This is a genomic window from Enterococcus casseliflavus, from assembly GCF_029215545.1.
GTDB classification, from domain to species: domain Bacteria; phylum Bacillota; class Bacilli; order Lactobacillales; family Enterococcaceae; genus Enterococcus_D; species Enterococcus_D casseliflavus.
In genome coordinates this window covers 1,723,513-1,736,274 of record NZ_CP119393.1, presented here as the reverse complement: position 1 = coordinate 1,736,274, position 12,762 = coordinate 1,723,513, and the positions used below count along the sequence as shown (strand labels likewise).

General features: G+C 42.4%; 12 protein-coding genes. 3 read left to right on the top strand and 9 right to left on the bottom strand.

The window, feature by feature from the left end:
- Positions 1-109: 109 nt before the first annotated feature.
- The 4 genes from cysK to P0G38_RS08390 form a co-directional block, all read right to left on the bottom strand.
- Positions 110-1,039, bottom strand: coding sequence for a cysteine synthase A (gene cysK / locus P0G38_RS08405; protein WP_005226159.1), 930 nt, complete (start codon positions 1,037-1,039; stop codon positions 110-112).
- 198 nt (positions 1,040-1,237) lie between these two features.
- The gene (locus tag P0G38_RS08400; RefSeq protein ID WP_016609285.1) at positions 1,238-2,116 is read right to left on the bottom strand and encodes a glucosaminidase domain-containing protein; all 879 of its coding nucleotides are present in this window, start codon (positions 2,114-2,116) and stop codon (positions 1,238-1,240) included.
- 375 nt (positions 2,117-2,491) lie between these two features.
- Positions 2,492-4,489, bottom strand: a complete 1,998-nt coding sequence (tkt, locus tag P0G38_RS08395) for a transketolase (protein ID WP_275855083.1) — start codon at positions 4,487-4,489, stop codon at positions 2,492-2,494.
- Positions 4,490-4,589: 100 nt separating this feature from the next.
- A complete protein-coding gene (locus tag P0G38_RS08390; RefSeq protein WP_005226164.1) occupies positions 4,590-4,829 on the bottom strand; it encodes a DUF896 family protein in 240 nt (79 codons plus the stop codon).
- Positions 4,830-4,965: 136 nt separating this feature from the next.
- On the opposite strand from P0G38_RS08390, the gene lexA reads away from it, so the two are divergent.
- From lexA to P0G38_RS08375, 3 genes are all read left to right on the top strand, one after another.
- Positions 4,966-5,586 carry a transcriptional repressor LexA gene (lexA, locus tag P0G38_RS08385; protein WP_005226165.1) on the top strand — a complete coding sequence of 207 codons (621 nt, stop codon included), beginning with the start codon at positions 4,966-4,968 and terminating at the stop codon, positions 5,584-5,586.
- Between the two features lie 129 nt (positions 5,587-5,715).
- Positions 5,716-5,928, top strand: coding sequence for a hypothetical protein (locus P0G38_RS08380; RefSeq protein WP_005236082.1), 213 nt, complete (start codon positions 5,716-5,718; stop codon positions 5,926-5,928).
- Positions 5,929-6,073: 145 nt separating this feature from the next.
- Positions 6,074-7,510, top strand: coding sequence for an IS1182 family transposase (locus tag P0G38_RS08375; RefSeq protein ID WP_275854126.1), 1,437 nt, complete (start codon positions 6,074-6,076; stop codon positions 7,508-7,510).
- A gap of 54 nt (positions 7,511-7,564) precedes the next feature.
- Here the strand turns inward: P0G38_RS08375 and P0G38_RS08370 are convergent, their stop codons facing one another.
- The 5 genes from P0G38_RS08370 to rnz form a co-directional block, all read right to left on the bottom strand.
- Entirely contained in the window at positions 7,565-8,077 is a 513-nt protein-coding gene (locus P0G38_RS08370; RefSeq protein WP_005226167.1) for an adenine phosphoribosyltransferase, read from the bottom strand.
- Positions 8,078-8,088: 11 nt separating this feature from the next.
- A complete protein-coding gene (gene recJ / locus P0G38_RS08365) occupies positions 8,089-10,389 on the bottom strand; it encodes a single-stranded-DNA-specific exonuclease RecJ (protein ID WP_275855078.1) in 2,301 nt (766 codons plus the stop codon).
- A 147-nt stretch (positions 10,390-10,536) separates the two neighbouring features.
- Positions 10,537-10,974, bottom strand: coding sequence for a lipopolysaccharide assembly protein LapA domain-containing protein (locus P0G38_RS08360; RefSeq protein ID WP_005226169.1), 438 nt, complete (start codon positions 10,972-10,974; stop codon positions 10,537-10,539).
- Positions 10,975-10,986: 12 nt separating this feature from the next.
- Positions 10,987-11,775 carry an SDR family NAD(P)-dependent oxidoreductase gene (locus tag P0G38_RS08355; protein ID WP_015509761.1) on the bottom strand — a complete coding sequence of 263 codons (789 nt, stop codon included), beginning with the start codon at positions 11,773-11,775 and terminating at the stop codon, positions 10,987-10,989.
- Positions 11,759-12,715: a ribonuclease Z gene (gene rnz / locus P0G38_RS08350; protein WP_034857404.1), complete on the bottom strand. Its 957-nt coding sequence runs from the start codon at positions 12,713-12,715 to the stop codon at positions 11,759-11,761. The genes P0G38_RS08355 and rnz overlap by 17 nt, the downstream gene beginning before the upstream one ends.
- Positions 12,716-12,762 lie beyond the last annotated feature (47 nt).

Below are 12,762 nucleotides of genomic sequence, written 5' to 3'. Positions count from 1 at the left end.
CAGCTTTCCTTGTTTTTTTCAAAGGAATAGCGCATTTTTCCAGCCCGTCTTCCCTCAGTTTTTCGAGAAAGAAAAGCAGACAAACGAATGCCTGCTTTCTCCCTCTTTGCTAGTCTTCAAACTGATACAGTGCCGTAGACAAATAGCGTTCACCATTATCTGGTACGATCGCTAAGACTTTTTTGCCTTTTCCTAAGTCCTTAGCAACCTCTAATGCCGCTTTGATCGCTGCACCAGAAGAAATCCCTACTAAGATTCCTTCTTTCATCCCAACTTGACGCGCAGTTTCCATGGCATCCTCACTAGCGATGGCAATCACCTGATCATAAATCTCAGTGTCTAGTACTTTAGGAACAAATCCCGTGCCGATCCCTTGGATCTTATGGGGACCAGGTTTGCCACCTCCTAAAATAGCTGATTCTGCAGGCTCAACGCCCACGATCTTCAAATTAGGATAGACGCGCTTCAATTCCTTCCCCGCACCAGTGATCGTGCCACCTGTGCCGATCCCAGCAACAAAAGCGTCTAACCCTTTAGATTCAAACGCATCCTCAATTTCTTTCCCTGTCGTTTTTTCATGGACTTCTGGATTGGCTGGGTTTTCAAATTGTAATGGCATATAATAGCCGTCTTGTTCTGCTAATTCTTTTGCTTTATTGATAGAACCAGTGATTCCTTCAGACCCAGGGGTCAAAATCAACTCTGCGCCATAAGCTTGAACAATTTTACGTCTTTCAATACTCATGGTTTCTGGCATAACCAGCACGACACGATAGCCTTTTGCCGTACCGATCATGGCTAAGCCGATCCCAGTATTCCCAGATGTTGGTTCGATGATGGTATCACCAGCTTTTAACAAGCCATTTTTTTCTGCTTTTTCAATCATGGCTAAAGCAATTCTGTCCTTGACACTTCCCCCAGGATTGAAGAACTCTAATTTCAGATACACATCCGCAGAACCTTCTTCTACGATGTGATTTAATTTGACGATTGGCGTATGCCCAACTAACTCATTGACCGATTGATAGATTTTTGTCATTGAAAATCCCTCCCGTTCTTATTCTTCCATTCTACCTAAAATAACCCCGAGTTGCGAATAAAAAGTAAGCAATTTCAAGTTTTTTCTTATTTTTTTATATTTGTTTGTATTCACTTTCTTGATTTTGTTTTTCCATTACAAAAAAACCTTAAGAATGATGCCATTTAGAGCAATCATTCTTAAGGCGGTATCAGATAATTAAACGATTAATTCTTGGCCAACAACAATGACCTCACTAGATAACCCATTTGTTGCCATTAGAGCGTCGACCGTTGTGCCAAATTTATTGGCGATATCCCAAAGTGTATCGCCTGAAGCAACGTGATAGCTCTGCGCTGTAGATCCGCTGTTTACCTGGGTCGTCGTTGTAGTTTGCGTAGTACTCGTGCTAGTCGTGCTCGTTGTACTTGTCCATGCGGTACTTTGCGTTGTCCCAGTATCAAAGCGTGTGAGCTGATACGTTTCAATTAACCAGTTCAGTTTTTGTGCATACCCTGGATCGGTAGCATAGCGCCCCGTCAAGTAATTCGTTGCATCATAAAATGAGGTTGTTTGGCTTTTCCAAACACCACTGTAATGAGCAGTTCCTGTCGCGAAACTCGTGCTGCGCAAGACATTCGCATGATCCTGAAACGATTCCCAGTAAGAGTTATATTGACGAAACGGTTCATTCATCTCTACCCACTGACCATTCAAATACTCTTGTGTAGGCATATAGACACTTTGTCCGTTGTAACTGCCTTTGACCCCAAACAAATTGTAATAGGGTGCATTGGATAACGCGGAAGAACCATAGCCGCTTTCCAAAATCGCTTGAGCAATCATCACAGAAGCATAGAGGTCATTGTTGGCAGCAACATCTTGTGCTGACCAGCCAATTTGCTCAATAAAACCTGAGATGTCCTGCGTCGCGTATTGATTCTCAGCAGCTTGTACCTGTTGAGGAACGAAAGTGACCGTCATTGGCGCTAACATCATTCCTGCCCCCATCAAAGAGACCACCGCCTTTTTAGTAGGTCTTTTTATCGTCTTCTTTGGTTGATGATGTCTTTCACTTCTTGTTTGATAACTTCCCATTTTTTTCCTCCAGTAACTGTACGTTTTTTCAAATAAATCAATACAGCTATTATACGGAAAAACGTCTAACAGTGCAAACAATGTTGATTTCACACACGAAAAAAGACTTTTAAAAAACTTCATGGATATCCTTCTCGGTTTACTAACTACCTAGAAGTTTTTAAAAAAACTATCGGAATGGTATTGCCTTACTTCCCTCTTGCTATTCAAAAAAGCTTGTGTCTTGCGGTACAACCATTTTTTGGAAATCTTAGCCACTATTACTTTAAATAAGTCACTCTAACACGTTTAAAGTGGCAAGGATCCAGACAAAAAAACACGCTCGAAAATCGAAAAGATTCTCGAACGTGCTATTTTTGATTGATTGTCGATCAATTAATCGATTGATTTGAAAGTATTCACGACATTCTCAACACTGAAGCCGAATTCCGCTAAGACTTTGTCACCAGGTGCGGATGCACCGAAATGATCGATCGCGATCACTTTTCCATGGCAACCGGTGTAACGTTCCCAACCAAATGGGGAAGCCGCTTCGATTGCTACCCGTTTTTTCACTGCTTTTGGCAAGACGCTTTCTTTGTATTCTGTGCTTTGTGCTTCAAACAGATCAAAGCTTGGTAAGGAGACTACCGATACATCGATGCCTTCTTCTGCCAATTTAGCTTGTGCTTGGACCGCAAGATTCACTTCAGAACCTGTGGCGATCAAAATACCCGCTGGTGTTTCACCGGCTTGTTTTGAAATCACATAGCCACCTTTTGCGACATTTTCATCCGCACCGGTTTGCGTGCCTTCGATCACTGGTAGATTTTGTCGGCTTAAGACTAAGACCGTTGGCTTATCGGTTGTTGTCATGGCCAGTTTCCAAGCAGCACGGGTTTCATTGCCGTCTGCTGGACGAATCACTTGGACATTTGGCATGCAACGGACGCTGGCTAATTGCTCGATTGGCTCATGCGTCGGTCCATCTTCTCCAACCGCCACGGAGTCATGCGTCAAGACATAGATCACAGGTGCATGCTGGATCGCAGACAAGCGCACCGCTGGACGCAAGTAATCAACGAAGACGAAGAAGGTTCCGCCATAGATTCGCGTACCGCCATGCAATTGAATGCCGTTCATGGCTGCTGCCATCGCAAATTCTCGGACACCAAACCAAATGTTGCGGCCTTCGTATTGGCCAGGTTCAAAGTCTTTTTCTGCTGCCACCATCGTGTTGTTGGATCCAGAAAGGTCAGCCGATCCACCCCAGAGACTAGGGACGGCTTTGGATAAGGCTTGGATCATCTCTTTGCTGGATACTCGACTAGCTTGTGAGCTGCCAACTTCGTAGCTTGGTAATGCTGCATCCCAATCTGCTGGCAATTCACCCGCAAAGGCTTGTTTGAATTGCGCCGCAAGTTCTGGGTAGTCTGCTTCATAGGCACGGAAGGTTTCGTTCCAAGCTGCTTCAGCTTTTTGCCCTTCATCGATCATGGTTTCTTTGAAGCGCGCGGCAACTTCTTCAGGTACGGTAAATTCTGGGTATTCCCAGCCATAAATCGCTTTGGCTGCAGAAATGCCTTCGGCACCGATCGGCGCACCATGAACGGCAGAGGTGCCTTGATTTGGCGCACCGTAGCCGATTACAGTCTTGATTTCGATCAAGGTTGGTTTGTCGCTTTCAGCTTTTGCTTCGTCGATCGCTTTCGAGATCGCTTCTAAATCATTGCCGTCTTCAACGAGAATGTGTTGCCAGCCATACGCTTCAAAACGCGCACCGACATTTTCTGTAAAGGCTTTTGAAGTTGGGCCATCTAGGGAGATGTCATTTGAATCGTACAAGACGATCAGTTTGTCTAATTTCATGTGACCAGCCATGGATGCAGCTTCTTGCGAAACACCTTCCATCAAGTCCCCATCGCCACATAAAGCGTAGGTATAGTGATCAATGACTTGATACTTGTCGCGATTGTAGGTTGCAGCCAAGTGGGCTTCGGCCATTGCCATACCGACTGCCATGGCGATCCCTTGTCCTAAAGGTCCAGTGGTTGCTTCCACGCCGTCTGTGTGATCGACTTCTGGATGTCCTGGCGTGCGGCTATCCCATTGACGGAAGCTTTTTAGATCCTCAATGGTCACATCGTAACCAGACACGTGCAACAAGCTGTACAATAACGCCGAACCGTGTCCAGCAGACAAAACAAAACGGTCACGATCCACCCAGTTGCGAGAAGTCGTTGGATTGACTTTCAAGTGTTTCGTCCACAAGGCATAGGCCATGGGTGCTGCCCCCATCGGTAATCCTGGATGTCCTGAATTGGCTTTTTGTACGGCTTCGATACTTAATGTACGAAGGGTGTTCACTCCTAATTGATCGATTTTATCAAACAATGGTAGTTCCTCCTAATTTAGGTTTTTTTTACCTTTATTACATCTTTCATTATACGTGATTCAGAAGCTTATTTCAATAGCAATGAAAAGGAATTCACAATTATCTGCCGTGGAGACCTTTTTTCTTTTGAATCTCTTTTAACTTCTCTGGTGTCACATCAGCACCTTCAGGGTCAACGATTTTCATTCCTTCGATATGGTGTCGCATCCCTCCACGAAAGGCGGTTAAATACTCTTCACGCAGAACTTTTTGTTCGTGGGTCTCAGCCTCAGTCAATCCTTCTGTTTTTTTCTTGTTGGCAAGTTCATTGATTCGAGCTAATTTTTCTTGAGATAGCATAGTTGTTCCTCCTTTTCCCTCTTGATTTTACTACAAACTAGCGAGCAAAAACAATAGCACAAAAAGCGAACATTTGTTTGAACAATCGATATAGCTATGGTACACTAAGGTTATCAAATGAAAGAAGGTGTCAGTTTTGGCAAAACGAACAGAAAATCGACAAATCGAAATTCTTAAGTTCATTCATACACGTGTCACTGAAAAAGGCTATCCGCCGACTGTTCGCGAAATTGGCGAAGCCGTTCAGTTATCTTCTACCTCAACTGTTCATGGCCATTTGTCCCGACTTGAAAAAAAAGGGCTGATCTTACGAGATCCTACAAAACCCAGAGCCATTGAATTAACTGCTTCCGGTCTTGAAAAAATCGATGTTCAACCAGCATCCATTCCGATGCTTGGTGTCGTAACTGCTGGAGAACCGATTTTAGCCGTGGAAGATGCATCCGATTTCTTTCCGATTCCGCCAGATTTAGCAAATAGTACCGGAAGTTTATTTATGTTGACGATCCGAGGAGAAAGTATGATCAATGCTGGCATTCTCGACGGTGATCAAGTAATCGTTCGTAAACAACAAAGTGCTCAAAATGGCGATATCGTGATTGCTATGACAGATGAAGACGAAGCTACGTGCAAACGATTCTATAAAGAAAAGAATTACATTCGCTTACAACCAGAAAATGATTATTTAGAACCAATCATTTTGCCTGACGTAACGATTTTAGGATTGGTTGTTGGATTGTATCGCCATCTGCTTTGATGCTCAACGAGCTGACTAGGAAATCTTCGTTTTTACGAAGATTTTTTTTCTTTCCTCTTTACAAAGCGAACAAACATTCGTATAATAGGTATACAAACATAAGTTCGTATTATTTAAGGAGTGAATGAGATGAAAGCAGTTCGTCGATTTGGTTTTATGTTGTGGGTATTATTGATGGGAATTGTTATTGGCTATTTTGGCGTTTTAAGTGCTGTTCTGATTTTTTGCCCTCTAATGATGCTTTGGTTCATGCTTTGGGATGAAAAGAAATTCCGCCAAGCAGAGCGCAAACGTAACCGCCATTATTATCACGATCATGATTTTTATCGTTATGAACCATGATCCTTCCCCTACATACGCCCATAAGGCAGCAGAAACAAAAAAGGACTCCAGCGAGTCCTTTCAGACTGTAGACAAAGTACTAGTTTTTAGTGCTTTGTCTTTTTTTATCCGTTAAAATAAGAGTATCAATTGGAGGTGTATCCAGATGCTCTCAAAACAAGATATGAGTAAACGCGCACAAATCGGTTTCTTTTCTCTTGAAGACTTGGTCCCACAGGACCATTTATTTCGGCAAATAGATCAATGTATTGATTTCTCCTTTATTTATGAATTGGTTAAAGAGAAATACGATGAAATCCAAGGACGTCCTAGCTTGGATCCTATTCTTCTAATTAAATTACCAATGATTCAATATCTATTTGGTATTAAAAGTATGAGACAAACAATAAAAGAAATAGAAGTGAATATCGCTTATCGCTGGTTTTTAGGTTTGAGTTTAGAAGATCCTGTTCCTCATTTTTCAACATTTGGTAAAAACTATACGCGACGGTTCAAAGGAACAGATCTCTTTGAAAAAATTTTTTATGAAATTCTAGAACAATGTATCGCTGAAGGTATCGTAGATACTTCCGAAGTATTTATTGATAGTACGCATATTAAAGCACATGCGAATCGTAACAAAAAAGAATCTGTCGAAGTAATGGAACAAGCTGTTTTTTATACAGATAAGCTGACAAAAGAAATCACCAAGAATCGAGAAAAACATTTAAAAAAGCCCTTAAAAGAAACAAACGCAGAAAGTAAAACTTCCTTGAAAAAAAGAAGTACGACTGATCCTGAAAGTGGTTGGTTTCATAAAGGTGAACACAAAGAAGTTTTTGCCTATAGCTCACAAGTGGCGTGTGATAAACATGGATGGATATTAGGTTATACTACACACCCAGGGAACTTTCATGACAGTCGTACGTTTGTTTCTTTATTTAACAAGCTCAAAGGAGCTTTTCCCCTAGAAAAATTAATTATGGATGCTGGGTATAAGACACCAGCAATTGCACATTTACTACTCGAACATAAATTGACCCCAATTTTCCCATACAAACGTCCTATGACTAAAAAAGGCTATTTCAAGAAACATGAATATGTTTATGACGATTACTATAATTGTTATATCTGTCCCAATAATAAAATACTCTCTTATGCCACTACCAATCGCAAAGGATATATCGAATACAAAAGCAATCCAAAGGATTGTAAAAATTGTCCTTTCTTGTCTAAGTGTACCAACTCAAAAAATCATACCAAAGTAATCACTAGACACATTTGGGCTGAAGCTATAGAGACCTGTGAAGAGATACGCCATCAAAGTTGGTTCAAAGAACTTTATAAAAAGAGAAAAGAAACCATTGAACGAATTTTTGGAACAGCAAAAGAATTTCATGGGTTACGTTATACCAATCAAATAGGAATTGAAAAAATGCACATGAAAATTGGGCTTACTTTTGCGTGTCTTAATATGAAAAAGCTGGCAAAAATAAAAAGGATCAGAGCGCAAAAGAGACGTTTTCCTAAAGGAAAACTGCCTAATCTATCGATTATCCATAGAATATTACATAGAAAAAAGACAAACCTCATGTTTGTATAAGGTTTGTCTACAGTCTGAAAGGACTCCAGCGAGTCCTTTTTTGTTTCTGCTTTTTTAGTATTCCATTAACGTCTTGATTTCGACACCTTGGATCTTGTCTCTTCCATGTAGATCCATCAGTTCGATCAAGAAGGCACAGCCAACAACGATACCACCTAGTTTTTCTACGAGTTCGATCGTCGCTTTGATCGTTCCGCCAGTTGCTAGTAGATCATCACAGATCAAGACACGTTGACCTGGTTTGATGGCATCGGCGTGCAGCGTCAAGACATCCACACCGTACTCTTTTTCATATTCTGCTTCAATCGTTTCCCGTGGCAATTTGCCTTTTTTACGTACTGGGGCAAAGCCGACACCTAATTGATAGGCAACTGGACAACCAACGATAAAGCCGCGGGCTTCAGGTCCTACCACCATATCGATGCCTTTTTCTTGTGCATACTCAACGATTTGTTGTGTCGCATACCGATACGCTTCTCCATCTGCCATCAATGGCGAGATGTCCCGAAAAATAATTCCCTCTTGGGGATAATCCGGAATACTAGCAATATACTCTTTTAAATCCATTTTCTTTCCTCCTAGACTGTCAACCACTGACGAAGGGTTGATAAATCACTCATTAATAAAAATTCTTCTGTTTTGATCAGTTTTTGTCGTTGCTGATACAAATGACTCTCCGTCAATGGACGGGAAACAGGATCAGCAGTTTTATTCAAAACACCATCTTGTATTGTAACAAATTCCAGCTCAGAAAACACCTGAATCATGAAAATAAGTAATTTTTGTGGAATTTTTAGATAGTCAGCGACCATCTTTAGTTTGTAACGAATGTCCAAACGAGGCTGCTGTTTGATCAGTTGAAAGAGACGACTGTATTGCTCTCTTGTCCCTACCCCATCTAAATAAGCATCTTCTGTCGAGTAGAAAACAAAAGCAACTCTTGACGCCTGGAGTGCTTGAACGATCTCTTTGATCACTGCAAGGTCAGCAGGACAATCTAAAAATGCAATCTCTTGGAACTGACCAGCACGAAAAGTATCTTCCAAGGCTGTAACTGAGTCAAATATGGTGGTTTGCCCACAAAAGCCTTGCAATTCCCGAGGAAGTTTCTGCTTGAAAAGAACGCCTAATGTTTGACTGTCCAGAGAGACACCTTGGCGGCTTCTTTTCGAACGATAATCAAATAGCTGAATCCCTTCCACTGCAAAATCATCCAACATGAGCTGCGGTTTTTTGTTGCCATTCCATTCATTGATGGAAAGCTGACCAACGATCGATAAGCGGTCGTTTTCAAACGCTACTAAATCTTTTCCAAAACCAAACCCAATGACATCCAGCTGCGTGTTAGACTCATCGCTCATCACTAACTTCAAATGCTGATTTTCTGAACCAATCTGGCGAGCATTTTGAGTCATCAGATTAGAAAATAAAAATTTCGGTAAGGGGTTGTCCGTTCCAAAAGGCGCTAAGACTTTTAATGATTCAATAAAACTGATCGAAACTTCTGTTAACGGTAGCTCCTCATCGATCGCTAAGGGGATGCCCTGACTGAGGTCAATGCCATTTTCTTCAACGTAACGATTCATTTGGGCTTGCAGCATATCTAAATGATCGATGGGGATACTTAATCCAACTGCTGCATGATGGCCGCCAAAGCTAGTAAACATGTCTTTCATCGTCGACAGCATTTCAAACAGATTCAACGCTGCAATGCTTCTTCCCGACCCTTTGGCTAAGCCATTTTCTTTTTTGGTCAAAACGATCACTGGTTGTCCTGTACTTTGCATGATTCGCCCTGCCACGATCCCTAAAACGCCTTCGTGCCAATGATCTCCCACCACCAAATGAACATGGTTCGCAGGATCGATTTTTTCTTGTGCTTCTTTCATGATTTCTTCAACAAAGGTTTTTCGCTGCTGATTGATTGTATCTAAGGTTTTGGCTAAGCTTACTGCCTCTTCTTCATCGAAGGTAGTCAACAAGCGAACAGCCGGATTGGGGTCCTCCAAACGACCGATCGCATTTAACCGTGGTCCAACGGCGAAGCCAATATCTGTTTCGTTGACTGTTTGTTTTTTTAAACCGCTGACTGACAGCAACTCATTCAGTCCGATGCGATCCGATTGCTGAATCATTTTCAACCCGTTGCTGACTAATAGCCGATTCTCATCGGTTAAAGAAACCATATCAGCGATCGTCCCAATCGCAACAAGATCAAGCAATTCCACTGGCACTTCTTCTAACAAAGCGCAAGCCACTTTAAATGCAACGCCGACTCCAGCCAAATCACCAAAAGGATAGTTTCCTTGAGGGTGACGGGGATGGACAATAGCAAACGCCTCCGGTAGTTCTGCAGGTAGTTCATGGTGATCTGTGACGATCACGTCAACTCCTTGTCCTTGAGCATAAGCAATCGCCTCATGACCAGACACCCCATTGTCGACGGTGATGATCAATTGCGTCCCTGCTGCAATTTTATCTTGATAGACAGTTAGATTGGGACCATATCCATCTGTAAAACGATTAGGCAAATAATACTCAGCTTCCGCCCCTAGCAATTCCAACGTTTCCTTTAACACGGTAGTGCTCGTAATCCCATCCGCATCGTAATCACCATAAATCAAGATTCGTTCGCCATTTAAAATCGCTTCATGGATTCGTTCCACGGCTTTAGCCATATCATGAAATAAAAACGGATCATGAAGATATTGCAGGTCCGTTGATAAAAAAGCATCGAGCGCCTCTGCTGTTCGAATATTTCGCTGCCATAGCAACGCGCCGATCCGCTCAGGGATCTTTCTTTCTTGGATCAGCTCTTTAAATACTGGGGTCGTTTCGCTTTCTTGCGGACGCACCCAATGAAAATTTGCACGTTTCACCAAATCACTCCTAACTAGGATATTATAGCAAAGTTTATGCAAAAAAGAAAAACAACGAGAGAAACAGCACTCGTTTTACAACACAAAAAAAAGAGCTTGCAGCAAATCTTGCACTAGCAAACTCTTTTTTTGTGAAACGTCGTTCTTTTAGGCTTGCGATTCAAAAGACTTCATTTCCTCATCGATCGTTGGCGGCGTGGATGCGCCCGCAGCACGTGAGGAAAGCTGGGCTTCTTGATCATCGAGCTGCTGCTGTCTTGCCGCTAACTCCGCCTGCTTGTTCGTGTATTCCCGTTCCAAAGCTTCTCGTTGTTCTTGGAGAACCTTCTCGTTATTCGAACGATAATCTGAGAGCTCTTTTCTCAATTGCTTTAGTTCTTTTTTTTGGCGGAACATTGCGCTTGTGGAAACCAGCAGCAAAATCAATGCGCCTAACAAAGCAGAACCAATAATGACTAAGATCAGTGGCGATTGAATCGTTGTGAAGCCAAAGTTGATCGGGACAGTCATATTGTTTGCAACGGCAAATAAAACGATCACTAAAATCAGTAAAATACCAACGATAACACGCCATTGATTTTTCATGGGCTTCAACTCCTATTTTTTGTTGAACATCGTTCCCGCCATATAATCGCCGATTGAAGGAAACAGGGTATATAGTTTCGCAGCAGCGCCTAAAATATGTGGGCGATTGATTTCTCGTTTTGGATGGATCATCGCTTTGACGATCGTTTGCGCTAATTTGTTCGGTTCGAGCACTAGGCTGCCCACCGACGATAAGTAACTACCGCTTGGGTCTGCTTGGTCAAAAAATGCCGTTTCGATCGGTCCAGGATTGACCGTTGTTACGTTGATCCCTAATGGTTTTAGTTCTAAACGTAATGCGTTAGAAAAACCAAGCACAGCAAATTTTGTTGCAGAGTAGACGGCCGTTTTTGGCGTAGCGATCTTACCTGCGATCGAAGCAACATTTATGATATGACCATGCTTTTGTTCAGCCATTTGGATCGCTACTTGCTGGGTCAAAACCATCATGCCAAGCACATTGACTTCGAACATATTTCGGATGACCGCCGGGTCCATCTCTGTAAATTCTTGAAAGATCCCGTAGCCAGCATTATTGACGAAGACATCGATCTTACCAACTTTCTCATTGATTTTTTCTAGTAAGCGCTCCACACTTTCAGGATTTGCTACATCCAATTGAAACGCATACGCTTCTTTGCCGCTTAATTCCATACATTGTTCTTTGACTTTTCCAATCAGATTCGTTCTTCGGGCACAAGTCACGACGATCGCACCACGTTTTGCGGCTTCATAACAGATTTGTTCTCCAAGTCCAGCAGAGCCACCTGTTACAACGACAACTTTATTCTCTAAATTCATCTGTTTCTTCCTCTCCGGCAAAAGGGATCTCGACAATATCAAAATCTTTGACGATCAACGTATTCGGAAATACTTCTTTTGCTTCATTTACTAAATTTGTAATATCTTTGCCAACGTAACGCGCACTGATATGGGTCAACAGCAAACGCTTAGCTTGAGCTTCTTGTGCCACTTCGGCAGCTTGCCGCGTCGTCGAGTGAAAATAAGCGCGAGCCAACTTGGCTTCTTCTTTGTTAAAGGTACTTTCATGCACCAATACATCCGCATCTTCTGCTAGCAGTACGGCGTTTTGACATTTACGCGTATCACCTAATATCGCCACGATCCGACCTTTTTTCGCTTGGCCCAAGAAATCAGCCCCATTGATTTGACGTCCATCGTCAAGGGTAACTACTTCACCTTTTTTCAAACGACCGAAGAGCGGCCCAGGTTTCAACCCAAGTTCCAGTAAAGCCTGCACTTGCAATTCCCCTTGATGGCTTGCTTCAACAATCCGATAACCAAAACTGTCAATGCCATGATCAAGGCGCAGACACGATACTTCAAATTGCTGATCTTTAAAAAGAATCCCTTCTTCTTCAATCTCGAAAAAATGTAAGGGGTAGCTGACTTTGGTCTGAGAAATCCGCAAAACGGTTTGAACGTATGCTTTGATCCCCTTGGGTCCATAAATCTCTAGAGGCGTGTCGCCTCCTTGAAAGGAGCGGCTGCTGATCAATCCTGGCAACCCATAGATATGGTCACCATGAAGATGAGTGATAAAGATTTTTTCAATCTTTCGTGGACGAATCGTAGAATGCAAAATCTGCATTTGCGTCCCTTCGCCACAATCAAAAAGCCAAACGGCATTCCGTTCATCTAAGAGTCGTAACGCAATGCTGGTCACGTTTCGATGTTTCGCAGGCACACCCGCGCCTGTTCCTAAAAATTCTAATTCCATAAGCTTCTTTCCTTTCATCTCTTTCCAATTTTAGCGGAAAAGAAATC

Coding starts and splice junctions, on each gene's coding strand:
- cysK (WP_005226159.1), bottom strand. CDS start 1,039: ATGACAAAAATCTATCAATCGGTCAATGAGTTAGTTGGGCATACGCCA.
- P0G38_RS08400 (WP_016609285.1), bottom strand. CDS start 2,116: ATGGGAAGTTATCAAACAAGAAGTGAAAGACATCATCAACCAAAGAAG.
- P0G38_RS08390 (WP_005226164.1), bottom strand. CDS start 4,829: ATGCTATCTCAAGAAAAATTAGCTCGAATCAATGAACTTGCCAACAAG.
- P0G38_RS08380 (WP_005236082.1), top strand. CDS start 5,716: ATGAAAGCAGTTCGTCGATTTGGTTTTATGTTGTGGGTATTATTGATG.
- P0G38_RS08375 (WP_275854126.1), top strand. CDS start 6,074: ATGCTCTCAAAACAAGATATGAGTAAACGCGCACAAATCGGTTTCTTT.
- P0G38_RS08370 (WP_005226167.1), bottom strand. CDS start 8,077: ATGGATTTAAAAGAGTATATTGCTAGTATTCCGGATTATCCCCAAGAG.
- P0G38_RS08360 (WP_005226169.1), bottom strand. CDS start 10,974: ATGAAAAATCAATGGCGTGTTATCGTTGGTATTTTACTGATTTTAGTG.
- P0G38_RS08355 (WP_015509761.1), bottom strand. CDS start 11,775: ATGAATTTAGAGAATAAAGTTGTCGTTGTAACAGGTGGCTCTGCTGGA.
- rnz (WP_034857404.1), bottom strand. CDS start 12,715: ATGGAATTAGAATTTTTAGGAACAGGCGCGGGTGTGCCTGCGAAACAT.